At 42.0% G+C, this 18,206-nt stretch carries 17 protein-coding genes; 3 read left to right on the top strand and 14 right to left on the bottom strand.

Translation table 11 applies throughout. The features are described 5' to 3' along the window. Positions 1 to 149: 149 nt before the first annotated feature. The 12 genes from Bovatus_RS15995 to Bovatus_RS15945 form a co-directional block, all read right to left on the bottom strand. Positions 150 to 1,310 (bottom strand): Imm65 family immunity protein, encoded by a 1,161-nt coding sequence (locus Bovatus_RS15995; protein ID WP_004298872.1) that lies wholly within the window; start codon positions 1,308 to 1,310, stop codon positions 150 to 152. Continuing rightward, positions 1,310 to 1,909 (bottom strand): JAB-like toxin 1 domain-containing protein, encoded by a 600-nt coding sequence (locus Bovatus_RS15990; RefSeq protein WP_004298870.1) that lies wholly within the window; start codon positions 1,907 to 1,909, stop codon positions 1,310 to 1,312. Before Bovatus_RS15990 ends, Bovatus_RS15995 begins: the two co-directional genes overlap by 1 nt. A gap of 37 nt (positions 1,910 to 1,946) precedes the next feature. Next, positions 1,947 to 2,507, bottom strand: coding sequence for a hypothetical protein (locus Bovatus_RS15985; protein WP_004298868.1), 561 nt, complete (start codon positions 2,505 to 2,507; stop codon positions 1,947 to 1,949). A gap of 15 nt (positions 2,508 to 2,522) precedes the next feature. Further along, positions 2,523 to 2,801 (bottom strand): JAB-like toxin 1 domain-containing protein, encoded by a 279-nt coding sequence (locus Bovatus_RS15980; protein ID WP_004298867.1) that lies wholly within the window; start codon positions 2,799 to 2,801, stop codon positions 2,523 to 2,525. After that, positions 2,798 to 5,437, bottom strand: a complete 2,640-nt coding sequence (locus Bovatus_RS25710; RefSeq protein WP_105096231.1) for an RHS repeat domain-containing protein — start codon at positions 5,435 to 5,437, stop codon at positions 2,798 to 2,800. The genes Bovatus_RS15980 and Bovatus_RS25710 overlap by 4 nt, the downstream gene beginning before the upstream one ends. Next, complete coding sequence (locus tag Bovatus_RS15970; protein ID WP_138274374.1) at positions 5,406 to 6,566, bottom strand: hypothetical protein; 1,161 nt, start codon at positions 6,564 to 6,566, stop codon at positions 5,406 to 5,408. Before Bovatus_RS15970 ends, Bovatus_RS25710 begins: the two co-directional genes overlap by 32 nt. 13 nt (positions 6,567 to 6,579) lie before the next feature. Beyond that, positions 6,580 to 8,538, bottom strand: a complete 1,959-nt coding sequence (locus Bovatus_RS15965; protein ID WP_052587932.1) for a hypothetical protein — start codon at positions 8,536 to 8,538, stop codon at positions 6,580 to 6,582. A 123-nt stretch (positions 8,539 to 8,661) separates the two neighbouring features. Next, positions 8,662 to 8,757, bottom strand: a complete 96-nt coding sequence (locus Bovatus_RS25525) for a smalltalk protein (protein WP_005681936.1) — start codon at positions 8,755 to 8,757, stop codon at positions 8,662 to 8,664. A gap of 144 nt (positions 8,758 to 8,901) precedes the next feature. Beyond that, positions 8,902 to 9,369, bottom strand: coding sequence for an N-acetylmuramoyl-L-alanine amidase (locus Bovatus_RS15960; RefSeq protein WP_004298857.1), 468 nt, complete (start codon positions 9,367 to 9,369; stop codon positions 8,902 to 8,904). A gap of 90 nt (positions 9,370 to 9,459) precedes the next feature. Further along, a complete protein-coding gene (locus tag Bovatus_RS15955; protein WP_004298855.1) occupies positions 9,460 to 9,978 on the bottom strand; it encodes an HU family DNA-binding protein in 519 nt (172 codons plus the stop codon). Positions 9,979 to 10,100: 122 nt separating this feature from the next. Next, on the bottom strand, positions 10,101 to 10,991 hold the full coding sequence (locus tag Bovatus_RS15950) for a DUF4373 domain-containing protein (RefSeq protein ID WP_004298853.1): 891 nt from the start codon (positions 10,989 to 10,991) through the stop codon (positions 10,101 to 10,103). Then, complete coding sequence (locus Bovatus_RS15945; RefSeq protein ID WP_004298851.1) at positions 10,979 to 11,299, bottom strand: hypothetical protein; 321 nt, start codon at positions 11,297 to 11,299, stop codon at positions 10,979 to 10,981. Before Bovatus_RS15945 ends, Bovatus_RS15950 begins: the two co-directional genes overlap by 13 nt. A gap of 464 nt (positions 11,300 to 11,763) precedes the next feature. Here Bovatus_RS15945 and Bovatus_RS15940 point away from each other — a divergent pair, with 464 nt between their 5' ends. Beyond that, on the top strand, positions 11,764 to 12,477 hold the full coding sequence (locus Bovatus_RS15940; protein ID WP_004298849.1) for a LexA family transcriptional regulator: 714 nt from the start codon (positions 11,764 to 11,766) through the stop codon (positions 12,475 to 12,477). 173 nt (positions 12,478 to 12,650) lie between these two features. Here the strand turns inward: Bovatus_RS15940 and miaB are convergent, their stop codons facing one another. Then, complete coding sequence (gene miaB / locus Bovatus_RS15935) at positions 12,651 to 14,024, bottom strand: tRNA (N6-isopentenyl adenosine(37)-C2)-methylthiotransferase MiaB (RefSeq protein ID WP_004298847.1); 1,374 nt, start codon at positions 14,022 to 14,024, stop codon at positions 12,651 to 12,653. A gap of 336 nt (positions 14,025 to 14,360) precedes the next feature. Here miaB and Bovatus_RS15930 point away from each other — a divergent pair, with 336 nt between their 5' ends. Together Bovatus_RS15930 and Bovatus_RS15925 are read left to right on the top strand one after the other, a co-directional pair. Beyond that, the gene (locus Bovatus_RS15930) at positions 14,361 to 14,822 is read left to right on the top strand and encodes a hypothetical protein (protein ID WP_004298845.1); all 462 of its coding nucleotides are present in this window, start codon (positions 14,361 to 14,363) and stop codon (positions 14,820 to 14,822) included. Positions 14,823 to 14,958: 136 nt separating this feature from the next. Next, positions 14,959 to 16,458, top strand: a complete 1,500-nt coding sequence (locus Bovatus_RS15925; RefSeq protein WP_004298843.1) for an acetyl-CoA hydrolase/transferase family protein — start codon at positions 14,959 to 14,961, stop codon at positions 16,456 to 16,458. Between the two features lie 315 nt (positions 16,459 to 16,773). Here Bovatus_RS15925 and dacB read toward each other — a convergent pair whose 3' ends face one another. Further along, positions 16,774 to 18,180, bottom strand: coding sequence for a D-alanyl-D-alanine carboxypeptidase/D-alanyl-D-alanine endopeptidase (gene dacB, locus Bovatus_RS15920; RefSeq protein ID WP_004298842.1), 1,407 nt, complete (start codon positions 18,178 to 18,180; stop codon positions 16,774 to 16,776). Positions 18,181 to 18,206 lie beyond the last annotated feature (26 nt).

Raw genomic sequence — 18,206 nt, 5'->3', positions numbered from 1 at the left:
TTTGTAATCTTCCCTAAAACAGAGAAACTAGGTGCTTGGCTATTCTGGTGAAGAGTACCGACAACAGAGAATACATAATACCCTGATACAAATTGAATATTTTCTAGTCAGCTTATGCCAGGGTAAGACACATAGGCAAGTAGATTCGTTTACTTACTATTATCCTTTACTAGATTCACGTTTCTTTGAAATCTCTCATCTGCATCATCTGATAGTCTCTGCTTGTCAGTATTACTCATAGCATCCCATTTATCAGACCAAAATCTGAATCTCGACATTTCCCCATCCTTCTTATCATATATACCGTGGTTTAATATCTGAAATTGAATACTAGGAGACGTCATAGAAACATTAAATCCATAATTATCAATATCATGAAACATCACTTTTGTTTGAGAATCTTTCCCATTTACATTTATAAGGCTGTATGTTGATCTGCAAAATAGATTATAGAAATACTCCCAAGGATCTTCTTTCAACGTCAGATTTCTAAAGAACTCATCTTGATGAGGCAGGCTTTTATATTCTAAAATTTTTTTTTCATTCGGTCCCAAAATAATGGACAAAGAATCACCAAGTGACAAATAAAGGCTATCCTGACCATCTACAACAGCATAATGTTTTTTAGTACTTGACGACAAGTAAACAATGGAATCTGTATTGTTTTTCAGATACATTTGTCCATATACGTTCTTTATCATTGTAGTATTCTGGTTTTCATTCCAAAGCAAATTCCGTTTTATACTATCCACATTACAACTTAAATAGGAATCGCTCAACTCAACATCATGAGACATAATCCCCATCTGTACTGGGCATCCTTTCACATATCCCGAAAAATAGGGCCACAATTCCGTAATATTAAAATATGTGTCCCATTCCCTAAGCAATGAAGTATCTATTAATATTTTCTTCTCTCCAAGTTTGGAAACAACCAAAAGCCAACTCTTTCCCCCGCCTCCTTCTACCACAAAATTGCCCGAATAACCAGACGCCTCTATCATTTCCTTTACAGACATTGGTGCCTCATCCAATTCTATAAAACAGAGATACTTATCCTTGTACTTAATGATCTTTGAAGGATATTCAAATTTTAAATCTGCCGGACAATCAGCTGCTTGAATACTGTATATATGATTGGAATCATTAATAGCCAACTCATATAATACTACATATTCATTAGCAATCAAGCCACTATCCACAAGCAATTTGGTTTGCGCTTCCACCGCTTGCTGAACTTTGTTTATAGTAGGCTGTTTACAGCCTACTATAACAAATAATAATATCAAATTTAGAAACGTAGTTCTCATTACTTCATAAATTTATCATTTAACTTATCTAACAACGTTTTACCCGTATCTATTTTATATGCATTATTACCAATACGTGAATCTTCACTATTGTAGAAGAATAATACTTTACTATCCCTGTGATAGACAGCACCTGTCTTTATTTTCAAATTTTTCATGTCTTGGTCAGAAGCTTGGGCATTATATGGATGTGAATGCATATCTATCACTTTATCTCCTTTTACATTCAATTCACTCTGTTTATCAGAGAATACACTATCTTCTCTACCCGAAGTTCCGATAATAGCCGTTTTATCTCCCTTATCATTATATATATCCAACTTCCATTCAACAGAAGTGTTATCAGCTCCAAATTTGAAAACTTCGGCTGCATCCTCAAGGCTTGATGTTGAATTATAAGTTTCAAGACCTCCTGATTTACCATCTTGCATATTATACATTCCAGAAAGTATTTTTTTATCATTCACAGTTATCGATTCAACACCTGATCTAGTGCTCATCAATCTATCATCAGTAGAACCCTCTACAACAGTTTTGAAAAGCCTACCTGCACTGTTTACTGTATAATCAGTTTTTCCATCAATATCTACTCTCAACACTGGATTATTCTTACAGTAGCTATACGGATAAGATTTTTTATTTATTAAGTATTAACCCTCCAGGCTCTTCACTACAATATCCATATGTCGTATTAATTATTTGCCCATTAATATAGTTATACCACCAAAACATATCCATATCACCCCTAAAATGCATCTCAAACTGAAACTTTTTAGAATCAATGCAATTGATGAATATAGTTCGATCCGTCTTCTTAAAAAAATAGTCAAGAAAAGTCTCTCCGCAATAGAAATCATATCCTTTGTAATAGAATATAGCATCCGTGTACCTTGCATGATTTTTAAACCTAGGCAAATATTCAACTCCAATTGAGAATTCTGTCGAATCGGACAATATGTCAAAAGAAAAAGCTATTTTATTTTTTAATCCTTGATACATAGGACAGCCTTCTGTTTTCGTTATAATAGAATCTAATATTGGATATAAACATTCCTTTACTTCATACACTTTTATTTCCTTAGTTATATAATCTTTTGCTTTGTAAGGTTTAAACTTAACAATTTCTTCGCTAGACCTGCATCTAACAAATAGCAGAATTAACAACATGACAAATGAGAAATAAACTAATACTTTCATAACTTTTTTATTTCATTATTTACGTACTTTATTTGTATAGTCATAATATTTTCCATTGTTTAATATTCTAAAAACAGCTTTAGGAGAATCTTCTAATATATTTTTAGCGTTTCCTATGTCAGCATTATCTTTTGATGGCGTAGTACGTCCAATTCCTGGATGAATATGATCCGCTCTGATAACTTGAAAACCTAACCGAGTATATTTCCCAATCTGGTAACTTCCTAATCCTATTGTACTATTTTCATGACTTGTAGTTATCAGGTTAACACTATTCCCCTGATTATCATTCATAAAGTATTACTCCATTCCACGTCAGTATTTTTATCTAAAAAGTTCATGATACTCAATGATTCATTATCACTTTTCACTTCATACGCGTGGCTTTTTATTGTTTTTCCAGTAGCTCTTCCCTCTTGACTCTGCATAACACCTGTAATTTGTTTAGAACTCATATTCTTCATTTCTGTACCCGAAAGTATTCCTTTACTTATCTGTATCCCTGTCTTATTGCCAGTTTTATCATAGTCTTTTACAGTATTAGATGAATACTTTTCTTTACTATACAATACATCATAACTATTGCCCCCTTCATTATTTACTTTTGAAATATATCCATTCGTATCAACTGCATAACCCGTATAAAGCATACCTGTTGGATCAATATATCTTATAGGATTGTTATTGCAATACCCATAAGAACTTAATGAATAATACTTCTCCGCCATAGGATCCACCACATGCCATCTACCTAACGCAGCATTATAGTGCCTTGCCCCGTAATCGTACCAATCCAAACCATTCTTCCTATCCAACTCCTTACCATTATACTTATAAGCCTGAACAGAGGAAGAAGACGAAGCAAACGTACCACCGAAAGGATAATAATGATTCACCTCCTCTATGTTTCCATTTTCATCAGCAACCACACGATTATTTCCTTGATGGTCCTGAATATAATAATGATACTTGTTGTCCGAAAAAGAAACATAGCCGCCTTCCACAAGCAACGTTTTAGCTATACCATTTTCATAGATCACATTGCCGCAATAGTCAGTGGTAGTATTCGTATCACCTGCCTGATGAACTGTCCGAAGTTTTTTCCCTGTTGCATCATAACTATATGAAATATTACTACCATCACCAAAAGTTATCCGGCGAGGTAAATTTAAGAAATTATATTGAATATCAAGAATATTCTTATTCAAATCTTTCGTCAAATTACCATTCGCGTCATAAAAGTACTCAACTTCACTGGAAACACCATTTCTAAACTCAAAACCGTTATTGTAAACTGATGCAGTAGCCATATCTTCAACAGCCTCCAATTGATTGCCATTGTAAACCATATACAGACTATCAATAATTTCATAAGTATCAATCCCTGTCTGTCCATAACGTCCTAAAAAAGTTATATTCCCGTGTTTGTCATAACGATAAGAAGTATCAAAACAGTTCATTTTTCTATTATTACTCTCCAGATAATTTGCCGTCTTCAACCGCGACAAGGCATCATACGTAAAATCATACCCTCTTTGGATATTGTCTGAAGTCACTTTCCAATCCATACCGGAAATATTACCACTATAACAAACACTGTTAGTCCCGTTCGAACGTTTGTCATTATAATACAACTTCTGGCTAAACAGGGGACCGTTAATGGCTGTTATCCAAGAACGTACATTATAATCATACCAGCTTTCAAGACGTCCACAGTTGCCATGGCGGCATACATCCGACAAGCGCCCGAGAGCATCGTAATATTTATCCGTTAAAATAACAGGGTTTCCTCCATTCAAACTGTGCTTCGCAAGTAGCTGGCGTCCTGCATGATCGTACGTATAAGTATATTCTTCTGTCTGTGTACCTTTTCCTGCGGCGGAATGGACATGCTTCCGCTTCAAAGGATTACTGGTAAAGTCATAAGCTATATATTCTTTTTCAAAGCCTTCAGTTAAATGATTACCACTTTTACTCTGTATCATCCGTCCACGATAATCATAGTACATTACTGATGGAATATATCCAAGAATATTCAGATTAGCACTGTCACGATAGGCTGTTAGTGTTCCGGTCAACAAAGATTGAGCACTATCTTCAGATCGTTCTCCATAACCGGAAAGCGGCGTGTATTCGTAGTCCGAATTCGCGAAGGAAAGAAAGCCATTCATTCCCATGAAAGCATAGTTATCGTAATAGTTCACGGTTAGTATTTCCGCATCTATCAACGATGTTCCGGATAAAGAATAACCTTTGTAAAGCCCCGTATAATCATTGCAGACAACATTCACCACTGTATCAAGGGCACTTTGAGAAAGCTCAAAAGTATTCTTACAAACTCCTGTAAGACACACTCTTCCCAAACCGTCAGTAATGGAAAAACTCCACTCACCCCGTTTACGCTGTTCTCCATCCTGGGTAAATACAGGATAATCTGCTTTGTCATACACATAACGTATCCAATCCTGTCCCGGAAGTCGTTTTGCTGTTATTCGGAAGCGCTTGTCATACTTATAGAGATAGGCGTAATCGCGAAGAATGAACGAAGAGGCATTGTTCCACAGATTTCCAGATTTTATATAATCCGATGCTCTAGGTGGCAATACTACATGTAAATTTCCCCATTCATCATAGATGTAGTTTGTATCATAGAACTCATGATAGGGAGCACGGACTATTTGTCTGTTTAAAACTATTTGCCCAAAACGGTTTTTGAACTCAAGAACAGCGTTTCCTTCTTCATCCGTCCGACGGGTTACGTGAAGACTACCTGTCGGATAATTACCTGCCGGAGAGATGGCGACTAAAGTATCAGCATTTTCCGTCACATCCTTTATTTGATAACGGATACAATTAAGCGAATCATTTCCCACCACATTCGTCAACTGATATATTGTTTCAACGGCTTTTCCTTTTAGTTCCGGCCGCAAGTGAAGGCATCTCTAAATGAGCACTTAGGAAATCGCAAGCATTAGTTCCTGAATAATTATCGTTATAAGCCAATCGATTTCCATTTTTATCTAACAAGTACACTTCAGTATCCTCCACTTCCGAACCGCAATGGAAAATTTCCGCATCCATTACGCGAGGAAGTGTGAAACGGTAGCAAACTCCACTTCTGTAGTCATCATATCCCTGATATCCGACTTCAGGATTATTGGTGTCTTTTGTGTTCTCATAGATAAAAAGAGGGTCATAAAGACCAATATTTCCAATGCTTTCCGCAAATTCTGTGACAAAAGGTATTTCTACCGTTTTTGTCCCCATGATACGGGTTGTAATTCTTCCATTTCTTGTTGCTCCTTTGGACACCACATAATACATACCGGGTGGCATATTCAGTCTTTTCGAGTATGCTTGACCCAGATTGTCACACGCTCCTTCTACCGCAACTCCTACCGTACTGCGTATATCGTTACCGTTTTCATCCAACAGATAAAGAGAAGTCTCATCCATTTCCGAACCACAATGCGAAACGGTAATATCCATATTGCACAACAAATAGAAACCATAACAGACGCTATTTCTATAAATATCATCACTTCGATAGCCGATATATGGGTCGCTGGTGTCTTTAGTGTCTATGTAATTGAAATAACTGTTGTACTCGCCAATGTTTTTAGCAGATCTGATAACATTAGGTGACAAGCCTTGCAATTGAGTGTATACACTTCCCCTTACATTAGGACTCCAGTCCATTTCTATCATATAGGTTCCGGGAAGAAGGCAAGGAGCGACAACATAAGCATGTCCATCTACACAATGCTCATAATCACCAACGTTCGCAGCAAGTACCATATAATCTTTATCTAGCAAAAAGATACCAGTACCACCCTCCAATGTAGATTCACAATGTGAGACGACTATGTCCAGCGGACGAGTCAGCGTAAAGGAGTAACGAGTAGAAATATCTGTATAGTTCGGCGGATAAAGTCCCCACTTGGTAGAGAAGGGAGCTGAAAAGCTACCCAGATTTTCAATATCATCCGATGTCTGCCCAAATGTATTACCGATGGTCATAAAACAAAGAGCAAATAAAAGTAATATCCTTTTTTTCATATTTATTCTGCATTTATTGGTTCGCATAATTGTATTCACTTCTCTCAATTAATTCATGCCTGTTACCATTTATGATATACGTCTTAATTAATCGTCCCAAATCATCATACTCATAACAGGTGGTCAACCCCATAGGATTGGTTACTGACGCCACGCCTACCAACGGCTTGTATGCATAAGTCGTCACATGCGCTGAAGGCAGGGACTGACGTAATTTATCAATATTGTACATTGACGGTGACTTAGCAGCAGCAATATTTTTCACAACCTCTTTTCCACCCAATTTCGCGACAACTTCTTCATAAGTCGCATTTTCAATTAAAGCAATGACGTACTGATTACTATATCCATATAGATAGACCACATTTTCTTTACCACCCTTTGTCTCCTGACATTTACGTCCGTAGTCATCATAGATGTAAGTAAAGCGAGTGTCACCTTTTTCTGAAGCAGAACGACGAATAACCACGTTCTCCGGTTTATAGACATTGATGAAAGGGACGGAATAGGGTGTCTCAACTTCCAAATATTGTCCATTACGGATATGCTCCTTTTTCACAACAGGGCTTAAGATATTACGTTCGACCATTTCCGTATATGGGAATATATCACCATAATCTTGAGGATATGACAGGTTAGTAATGGGGCGTGTCGGATTGCTGAAGAAAGTACGATGCCTGGCAGTACCGTATTCATTAGCAATAGGAGCATAGCGTCCGCCTTGTTCGTTAAATAGTTCACAAAGGTACACCCCTTGAACCAGCCGAAAATAATCCAAAACAGAAGCAGTCAATGGTGTCCCACACCCGTCTTCTCTCCAGCTATAAGTAAATGTTCGTACTTTTGTATTTCTGCCTTCTGCACTCCTAGTTTGGATTTGCTTAATACGTAAACCACCGGCTTGTTTTATATTTCCTTCTTCATCTCTATAACGATGTGCTTCATAAATGAACTCATCAGTAGAACCGGCCGGATAGGTGATACTACTCAATGTTCCATATTTCATATATTCTTCATCAGGCTCCCGAGAAAGTTCGGAGCCAAAAGTCACATTCAGACCACCAGCAGATTCAATACCAAGAGGATATATATAACCGTTCACATACCTATATTTCCAACGTGTCACTTCAATCGTTTGACGTGGTACCAAAGTCACACTGTCCGGGCGGTATACCCCATTGAAGTACCCCCAATAGTCAATAGAACGATTTCCCGGATCAGGCAAACGATTAGGATGTTCATACCCGAAAAGATACGTTTCCTTCACTTCTCCATTCTTGTCTACCATGACAAGACTTTCTAGAAAATAACGCTGAATAACACGATCATTGGGTGTGTAATAGTTGAAGCGGATGTCTTTGACGAAATTTCCATTACAGTCGTAAACTGTAATCTTTTGAATTCTCGGAAACTTAGAATCTTTTGTGAATATCACTTTCCCCTGATCAAAACAGATCTCGCTCAATAATTGGCTTTGAGTGCTTATGTGACGACCGGAAGTAGATCTGTCGGGTTCTGTCCCATCTGAAAATAGTTCCCCATCAGCGTTACTTTGGAAACCGTATGTCACATTATTTTGCCTACTAATTATAATCGGGTCTTGCATACATTCATCAGGCGTATAATCCATCAGTTGCAGCATGGCTTTTCGATTCGTATAAATCTCTTTTTTTATACTAAACCCATCTCTCACTATAATATAGTCATCGTGCACATTCACTCGATAAGCTACTTTCCTATTATCATATACAAATGAAATAGAGTCTCTTTTATTGGACGCAACAATAGCCGATGCTTTCCAGCCAATAGGGTTTGAATTTCCCTCTCCTGTTTCTCTACCTCCAGCGAATTTATAAACTGCGCCATCGTCATCCGTAATCTGAAAATAATCCCCCGTCCAATCAATACGAATATTTTCGTAAGGTATAGGCAAAAAATTCCGGCTTTTGTCAACCGGCTCCATAGCATACATAAACATGCCCTGTTTATCAGGCAAACGATAATAGTATTCATCCGGTTCTTCTATAGAAACCGAAGTTAAATTCTAACCCTCACGAGATTGTCGACACATCGCGCGAGGGTATTTAATGCTCTCTTACAGATTCATCGCATTAGCGCCCAAAACGCCAGCCAAAGCCGAAGCCACTGCGATAACCACTTTCAGGATCATATCCCATACTGATTTCTTCATTGCCATAATTTACCTCCTTTCCGTTTCTTTAATTTCACCACAGAGGATGCAGAGGGCATAAGAGAAAGGATCTTCTTCCTCTTATATCTACTCTCTCAAAAGCTTATTTCTAAATACTCTATGGTTATTTATGTACTAATTATCTTATAAATTCCCAGTGTCCTCACTGATGAAATTTTCAGCCCTCACCTCAAAACACGGGCACTGTTTAATCCACTCTTCCGGTTCTATCTCACCGTTTCCATTGAGATCGGGCGAAAGATCCCGATGTCCGCATACCCGACAGCCGGGGAATTTCTCTTGTAGCTGCCCGACGAGTTGTCGAAGTGTAGCTCGCTGTGCCGGAGTCCGGGTATCTGCCGGGCGTCCCCGGCAGTCCAGACCACCTTCATAGCAGATACCTATTGAGTGAGCGTTGAAACCTTTTGCATGTGCTCCGATGCGTTCGATGGAGCGGGTGAGGTGCACTGTTCCATCCTTGCGGATGTAGTAGTGATAACCTGTTCCGTTGAATCCACGTCGTCGGTGCAACCGGTCCAAATCTTCCGGAGAGAGTGTACAATCCCCCCGCGTGGCACTGCAGTGCACCACGATTAAGTTAATAATTCGCATGTTAGTGGATAATTAGTTTTAGTTTACTAGTCTAGTTAAAAAACTCCGTTTAGTCAGCCATTTGTGTTTGTGTTGCGACCTACGTGCAGGCTATGCTGCCGGATCCGGTGCTTCTCCACCGCCATCGCCGGAACCACCGCTGCCGGAGCCACCACCATCAGGTTTACCACTATCTCCGCCACCGGAAGCCGAAGTATCGGCAAGGTCGAAACGGACACACTTGGCGCCTGTCACCAAAGAACGGGTGGCGGTGGTACGGTCGGGATTCTTGGTGTAGTTGGGCAGGAAGCGGACGGTAAGGGAAGCCTGGGCAGCCGATACTTTCTCCGGCAGTTCCACACCTTTACCGTTGGACTTCATCACCATGCGGAAAGTACCGAAGCCGTCGAGCGTTACACTTTCCGATGCTTGCAGATGCTGGGCAGCCACTGTCACCAGGTTATCAAGCGTGTTCTTTACGTCACCCGTGGAGAGAGACGAGTAAGCGGCTATCTCTTTGGCGAGTTGGGTGGTTGACACATTGGCCGTGTAAATCACACGGGGATGAAATAATTTCTTTTTGTTTTTGTCTTCCAGAATGGACTGGAAGGGTTTGTACAATACTGGCATAATTGTAATAGTTTTTACGTGTTAATAAATTAGTTTAGTTTTGTCCTTAAGCTTAATGACACTGTAAAGATACGGGTATTATTCAGACTGACCCAACCATTTTTTCAAAGTGCGTTCATCAATTAATTAATTACGCTCAAAAGATAATGTCCCGGCAATTTGATCTTCCCATTGCTCCCGCGGATGCTGCTGAATCCCTTCCACACCGGGTGTCCGATAGCTCCGAAGTTGCTTTTCAGGATAATGGCGTATTGCTCGGAAGGCGGAATCTTGTAAGAGTGAAGGTTCTCCAGCAACCCTTCGAAGTTACGCTGCATGCCGTCGGGCGGTGGTTGCAGATTGTTGATATCCTCCTGTGTCATCACCTTCCTGCTTTTCAAAATTTTTCCTCCTCCGTTCTCTCCTTGAGGAGAGTCAGAGAGGTGGTTTATTTTGTTTTGGTTTGTTTTAATTTGTTTTTCTTTGTTTTGTGTACCCAATGTCGACATTCCGGCTTCCGATGTTGCAGAATCGGTGGTTGATGTTACAGTATCAGCAGTTGGTGTTACATCACAGCCTGTTTTGTTATCAGCATCCTCCGCACTGTTTTTGCTGTTTGGAGAAGTGTGGTACGATGCAAGCTCTTCCGCTTCCAACAGGCAGTAGGCGGGGTCTATCAACGAGCTGCTGCGCCGCTTGGTGATAAAAAGATACTGCCGTTGGATATCGGCGGAAGTCAAGATGCCGTATTGCCGGAAAAGTCCGGCATCAAACAGTCCACACTCCACGGCCAGGGCGATGATACGTTTCACGTCATCAAGATCCGTATTGTAAAGGCTGTCCGTCAGTTCGTCGTAAAACTCATCACTGGCAGGGATATAATATCCTTTTCCGGCATAGATGTACGACAGCGTTTCTACCAATGTGGCAAAAGCGGCATCACCTTCCCGTTTCATGACACGACGCACTATACGGTCGTGCATGAAACTGGTGCTCATGGGGAAATAATCCAACCCCTGTTTTATTCTTCCCATAGTGCGCGTAGTTTTTCCTTTTCCTGCTTCCGGCGGATACTGTCCGACACCACTTGCCGGGCATGGCGGATAAGGAACATTCGCAAAGCGTAGTCCTTCACCTCGGTTATCACCGGATAGGAAACAGATTTGTTTTCAAATAATGTACTTTTATCCTGATTGCGATGTCTGCGTGCGTTTGCCTTACGACATTCTTTGCAGTAACTATCCGTAGTACGGGTACGCTGATTCATATAAAAGGCTTCCTGTGGAAGCTCCCGCTTGCAACATCCGCAGATGCATAGAGATTTGTTCATAATGGTTTCCATATTGCTTTTCCATTTTTATAGTTTTCATATTTAAATATTTGTTTGTATATTGAAGATATATCGCTGGCGCGCAGGACATATAGTTGCTGTATATTGGAGATATATCGGCTGCACATTGGGTATATAGATGCTACACGCAGGATATATAGATCTTATATGCAAGATATATAGACGCTGCAAGCAGACTTACTATTACTTTCGCGCGTCCGGCACGGTTTCCTTAAAAAGGCGGTGAATGAGGTATTTTGCAACCTTTCGTAAACTTTTTGCTGTTTCTCATGGTTTTCCTATTTAATATTTATATTTTTGAAACATATTTGTGATTTCGTTGCTACAAATATAAAATAGTTTTCATAAAGAAAACAAAAGATTTTGGAAATTAACTTTCAAAAAGTAGATAACAGATTATCAATGAGCAATTAACGAGTTTATGAATTTTTACATCAAAAATAAACGATCATAGAATGGATACATTTTTAGATGTCACAGGAATCGTGAAGCGTGCCAAACAGGTGCTAAACTTCAAGAACGACAGCGAATTAGCTGAATATTTAGGAGTCTCACGTGCCACAGTATCCAACTGGGGTGCACGAAACAGCATTGATTTCCGCCTGTTACTCGACAAATTCGGGGACAAGGTGGACTACAACTGGCTATTATTAGGAAAAGGGAATCCGAAACATCAGCCGAGACATTGCGAAAGCGAACTGGTAAAAGGAGAAGTGGAGATTATACACAATCCGAAAACAGCGGAACCGACAGATGACCGCAGCGTCATGTTGTACGATATCACAGCGGCAGCCAATCTGAAAACATTATTCACCAACAAACAGCAGTATGCACTGGGGAAGATATTGATTCCCAATATATCCGTCTGCGACGGGGCGGTCTACGTCAACGGAGACAGCATGTACCCTATATTGAAATCGGGAGACATTATCGGATATAAAGAAATCAGCAGTTTCGACAACGTCATTTACGGGGAAATATACCTGGTGTCGTTTATGATTGACGGAGACGAGTATCTGGCAGTAAAATACGTAAACCGTTCGGAGCAAGAAGGTCATCTCAAACTGGTGAGTTACAACACACACCACGAACCGATGGATATTCCATTCGCGTCCATCAACGCAATGGCGATTGTGAAGTTCTCCATCAGGAGACACATGATGATGTAAGTTTCACCACCGAGGACGCAGAGGACACAGAGGAACACTGTTTTTTTATATTAATCCTCAAAGCCCCCACAGGATGTGTTGTATAAGCGCAGTTGCCACATACCGTACAGGCAGTCACAACTACAAGACAGCCACGACTATGAGAATAAGACCTCTGCGTCCTCTGTGGTGAATCAGATTTCTTCCCCTTTCAGCGTAGCCGAACTAGCCTCCGTGACACGCACATTGACGAAATCACCGACACGATGCGTACCTCTGTCGAACACCACCACACGGTTTTGTTCCGTACGGCCGAACAGTTGATCGCGCGAACGCTTGGAAACACCTTCCACAAGCACTTCATACGTCTTTCCGATGCAACGCTGGTTGGATTCGGCAGACAGACGGTTCTGTAAAGCGATAATCTCATTCAGGCGGCGGACTTTCACCTCTTCGGGCACATTATCTTCAAGATGTTTGGAAGCATACGTTCCCGGACGCTCGGAATATTTAAACATGAAAGCAGCATCGTACCCACACGCTTCCATCAGCGAAAGCGACATGGCATGATCTTCTTCCGTTTCAGAATGAAAACCGGAGAAAATATCGGTAGTCAGTCCGCAATCGGGGATGATGCGTTTGATAGCTGCCACCCGGTCCAGATACCATTCACGGGTATACTTACGGTTCATCAGTTTCAGGATGCGGGAACTACCGCTCTGCACAGGCAGATGAATATGTTTACATACATTCGGCACTTGCGCAATCACCTCCAACGTTTCGTCACTCATATCCTTCGGATGGGAAGTCGTGAAACGAATACGTACCCCCGGAGCGGCTTCGGCCACTGTTCGGAGCAACATCGGGAAGGTAACCACTTCTCCTGTCGGTCTCTCAAAACGGTATGAGTTGACATTTTGCCCCAACAGGGTGACTTCTTTATAACCTTTTGCCACCAAGTCCGCCACTTCATTGAGGATGCTTTCCACGTCACGGCTACGCTCACGTCCGCGAGTATAGGGAACGATGCAATAAGTGCAGAAATTGTTGCAACCACGCATAATGGACACAAAGCCGGAAATATGATTGCCACAGATACGCGACGGAATCACATCCCGATAAGTTTCGGTAGTAGAAAGCTCCACATTGATTGCTTTCTCGCCAGTCTCTACGGCAGCAATCAAATCGGGCAACGTCAGGTAAGCATCCGGACCGACTACCAGATCGACATGATGATTCGTTATCAGATCATCCTTTACCCGTTCGGCCATACAGCCCAGTACACCCACAATCAGGCGCTTTTTCTTTTTCTTCAGCGAGTGGAAAAACTCCAGGCGGTTCAGGATCTTCTGCTCCGCATTGTCGCGGATAGAACAAGTGTTCATAAACACAGCGTCAGCCTCTTCCAGCGTTTCAGCTACGGAATATCCCGCCATTTGCATCACCGATGCAATCACCTCACTGTCGGCCACATTCATCTGGCAGCCGTATGTTTCGATAAACAACTTCTTGTTGTCATCAGTCATTTCAGTTGCGGATTTAAAGTCCGCTCCCGTTAATTCGTTCATACTCAAATCTTAGTTTAAAAATTCGGATGCAAAGATACGGCTTCACTTTCAATAAGTAGTTAATTGACACAGAAATAACGCAAAAATTGATGATTTGGCAAGCAAATTTGTAATTTATGTTAAGAGGATAAACATTTTCCATCCATATACTTGGCAAATTTAAATTTATTTTTCACATTTGTGCAATGAAAGAAACATTAGATTTTTTCATAGTTAAGGTTTAGGTTAAAAAAATTAAGGGGAGCTGTGAAGCTGCCCTTTTTTCATGCCCAAATGTTAGTTCAAACCAGATAAAATGCCTACCTTTGGCGGATAACTATTTAGATGTGAAGCACAATGGAAGATTTTTTGAAATTTCTCTTGATAGCAGGCGTCATTCTTGTGGGAATATTCAAAGAGGTGAATAAAAACAGCAAGGCAAAAAAGGCTAAAGCCAAGCACCCCGTTCCCCCAATGCCATCTCCGGTTGAAGTAAACCCCGATACCACTCCTATGCCCGAAGCTTGGGGCAGGCCCAAATCCCTGGAAGAACTGTTCCAGCCGATTCTTCGCGAGCAACCGGTCGCCAAACAACCTTCCAAACAGCAAACTTCGAAACAGAAAAAGAAAAAAGAAGAAGTATCCGTGGCTGCATCCCTCGCGAACAGTGTCGCACAGGATGAACAAAACAGTCGGCAAGGTGCTCACTATAATACTCCTCACGATTCACCCGACAATAAAGAAGACTTTACGATTCATTCGGCAGAAGAAGCACGCCGAGCCATTATCTGGGGAGAAATACTTCAACGGAAATACTGACCGACAGTCGGAGGAGACTTCTTTTAAGTATTAAGTATTAAACATGGAGTATCAGGTGTCAACCTGTATACATACATTTTGAGCGAATTTTCAACTAATTAGATATCAACTGTATTTAACACGAAATTTACTATTTATGTCACTCAATCGTATTTCGGCAGCGGAAGCTGCAAGCCTGATTAAACATGGCTACAACATCGGCCTAAGCGGATTTACTCCCGCCGGAACGGCCAAGGCTGTAACAGCCGAACTCGCAAAAATTGCTGAAGCAGAACATGCGAAAGGAAACCCGTTTCAAGTAGGAATTTTTACAGGAGCATCGACAGGAGAGTCCTGCGACGGCGTACTGTCACGTGCCAAAGCGATCCGCTACCGCGCCCCTTATACTACCAACTCTGATTTCCGCAAAGCTGTGAACAACGGAGAGATTGCCTACAACGACATACACCTCTCACAAATGGCACAGGAAGTACGCTACGGATTCATGGGCAAAGTGAACGTAGCCATCATCGAAGCCTGTGAAGTGACTCCGGACGGAAAGATTTATCTGACTGCTGCCGGTGGTATCGCTCCGACCATCTGCCGTCTGGCCGACCAGATCATCGTAGAGTTGAACAGCGCACACAGCAAATCCTGTATGGGTCTGCATGACGTGTACGAACCGCTCGACCCGCCTTACCGCCGCGAGATCCCTATCTATAAACCGAGTGACCGCATCGGACTGCCTTACGTTCAGGTAGACCCGAAAAAGATTATTGGCGTAGTAGAAACCAACTGGCCGGACGAAGCCCGTTCTTTCGCCGCTGCCGATCCGTTGACCGACAAAATCGGACAGAATGTTGCCGACTTCCTCGCTGCCGACATGAAACGCGGCATCATTCCGTCTACTTTCTTACCCTTGCAATCGGGTGTAGGAAACATCGCCAACGCCGTACTCGGTGCATTGGGACGTGATAAAACGATTCCTCCATTCGAAATGTACACAGAGGTAATACAGAACTCCGTGATCGGACTGATTCGCGAAGGACGTATCAAATTTGGTAGTGCCTGCTCACTGACTGTAACAAACGACTGTCTGGAAGGCATTTACAACGATATGGATTTCTTCCGCGATAAATTGGTTCTCCGTCCGTCGGAAATCTCAAACAGCCCGGAAATAGTACGTCGTCTCGGTATCATTTCTATCAATACAGCCATCGAAGTCGACCTGTACGGCAACGTAAACTCTACCCATATCGGCGGAACAAAAATGATGAACGGTATCGGTGGTTCGGGAGACTTTACCCGCAACGCTTACATTTCTATCTTCACTTGTCCGTCTGTGGCTAAGGAAGGTAAGATCAGTGCAATCGTACCGATGGTATCCCACCACGACCACACGGAGCACGATGTTAACATCGTTATCACCGAGCAAGGTGTTGCCGATCTTCGTGGCAAGAGTCCGAAAGAACGTGCACAAGCCATCATCGAAAACTGTGCTCATCCTGACTACAAAGAGCTTCTTTGGGATTACCTCAAACTGGCCGGCAACCGCGCGCAGACTCCACACGCTATTCAGGCTGCACTTGGTATGCACGCAGAGTTGGCTAAAAGCGGCGATATGAAGAATACCAATTGGGCTGAATACGCCAAGTAAATAGAATATAGGATTTACAATATTCGATTCTAAACAAGTATAATTGTATTCTCTGGTAAACAAAATCCAACGATTTTTGCTTATTAGAGAATACAATTATCTTTTTATAGAAAAATCAATAAGTTATAGAAGAATCAATAAGCCCTCCATAAAGAGTAGAAACTTAACCTATGACAACATAGAAATCGGATTCAACAACGAAATTCCACTTGGGTTGTTTTTGGGGGTGTCAAAACTCTTTTCTTTAGGAAAGTGCTTCTGCTGTACATAGCTGTAGCAGGGGTAAGTCTTTCAATTTGGGTATTATGACACCATCTATTTCCCGATAATCACCTCACACACCTTATCCTGAAACGCCCGTGCCTTAGCTGCCGAAAGCACATTCTGGTTCATAATGGCAAAGGCTACTTCATGTCCGTTTTTCATCTTCAGATAGCCCGCGAGCGCATTTATTGCCGTAAACGAGCCTGTTTTGGCATGAACATTCCGGAAGGCAGGAGTACCTTTCATCCGGAATTTCAATGTTCCGTCCACCCCGCCAACGGGAAGAGATTTATATAACATCTGAAACACCTCTGTTTGCGAGTACGCATATTTCAGAAAGTCCACCAGCAGGGCAGGAGAGAGGTAATTATAATTGGACAGTCCGCAACCGTCGGCAATCTTATAGTCTTTCGGGTCATGCCCCAGGCGACGGATCAATTTCATAATCTCGACAATACCATCTTCGGCAGCTACCTGCTTCTTTCCCGTAGCCTGCGCCCCTAAGCGACAGAGCAATGCTTCCGCATTGAGATTATCACTCTCTTTCATCAACTGGTTCAGCGCTTTCTGCACGGGAGTATTCCAGCAAGCCATCCGTTCTACAGTCACACTATCACGAGGCAATTCGGCAAAGCCATACGACTGGGGAGTCGTGATTCCTTTCCCACGAAGACGCTCCAGGAAAGTATGCATAAAGAAACGGGGAGAGTCATAGATGTTTACATCGTCCTTTCTGATCGAAGTGACATTGCCCGAAACGAGGAGATTATTGCCATTCGTCAGCCAGTCTCTCGTGAAAGAGAATCTTCCGGCAGAAGAGGTACGTGTTTTCGTCTGATTCGTCACTGTATAATAGGAGGATACAGGTTGACAGGAAACACTCGCGGTATCTCCCTGCACCGTAGAGGGAACAACAGAAACCTGTACAGTCCCCTTGCAAAACATCAGTGGAGACAAATAGGGCTGATAGCCCGCAGGAGTATCGTCCCATGCCCATCCACTACCCCAATAAAGGGAGTCTTTCATCGAAACGTCACCATATACCTGTCCGTTAATCACCGAAAAAGGGAAAGTGATTACCTCTTCTATCAATGAATCCATCGACTGGCTGTTAAATTCAGGATCGAATCCGCCCACTACATACAGGTTGCCTTGCAAGGTATCATGCTCTATCACGCCATCGTGCCATACTTCCGTGCGGAAAGGCTCGTTGGCTTCGGGGCGGGAGAGTGCGGTAATAGCCGTCAGCAGCTTCATGGTAGAGGCAGGACGGGAAAGTTTCTCCGCACGATAGTTATAAAGCGATTTCTTAGCCGTCAGATCGTAGACGGATATGCCGACCTCGGATGCTTCGGGGAGCATCTTCTTGATAAGCGAATCTATCCGGGAGAAATTTTGTTGTCCCCAAAGTGGCAACAAACAAACTGAAAGGGCGACCAACAAAAGACTTTTTTTCATACAATACAGTTTATGACATCAACAAA

Source organism: Bacteroides ovatus (assembly GCF_001314995.1).
Lineage (GTDB): Bacteria > Bacteroidota > Bacteroidia > Bacteroidales > Bacteroidaceae > Bacteroides > Bacteroides ovatus.
The sequence above is the reverse complement of the archived record's forward strand: the minus strand, read 5'-3'. Positions and strand labels throughout refer to the sequence as shown.